General features: G+C 63.9%; 1 protein-coding gene. It reads left to right on the top strand.

Annotation, left to right across the window (positions count from 1 at the left end; genetic code table 11):
- Window positions 1–662 (top strand): VCBS domain-containing protein (locus KW846_RS29685; protein WP_218486460.1); only part of this gene is annotated, 662 nt, incomplete at both ends.

Here is a 662-nt window from a genome sequence, read left to right as displayed (position 1 = left end):
CTGGTGCTGCAGATCCACAACAACGACGATCCGGTAACCCTCAACGGCCTCAACGTGTACGGCGGCGAGCTGACGGTCTACGAGAAAAACCTCAGTGACGGCAGTGCTCCGGATACCACGGCGCTGACCCAGAACGGCACCTTCACGGTCACTGCCCTCGACGGCGTCACGACCCTGACAGTGGGCGGCATCGCCGTGGTCACGGCGGGCGTGGCAGCGGGCTTCCCGCAATCGATCACTACGCCGCTGGGCAGCACCCTGACCATCACCGGCTTCAACGCCGCCACCGGTGTGGTGAGCTACAGCTACACCCTCAACGACAACGAAGCGCACCCAACCGCCAACGGCGCCAACACCTTGCCTGAACAGTTCACCGTGACCGCGGTCGACGACAACGGCACCACCGCCACGGGCAGCCTCGACGTGAACATCGTCGACGACCTGCCGAAAGGCGTGAATGACAGCAATGGCACCGCCTCGGAAACCCTGCTGACCCTCAACGGCAACGTGCTGAGCAACGACGTGCAAGGCGCCGACCGGGTAACCATCGGTGAGGGCTCTGGCCCGATCACCCCCGGCACCTTCACCGGCACTTACGGCACCCTGGTACTCAACGCCAACGGCACCTACACCTACACCCTGAACACCAGCGATGCCGATTT

The sequence above is a fragment of the Pseudomonas sp. PDM32 genome, assembly GCF_019219225.1.
Classification (GTDB): Bacteria; Pseudomonadota; Gammaproteobacteria; order Pseudomonadales; family Pseudomonadaceae; genus Aquipseudomonas; species Aquipseudomonas laurylsulfatiphila.
Note: the sequence above shows the minus strand (reverse complement) of the source record. Positions and strands in the feature narration are given on the sequence as shown.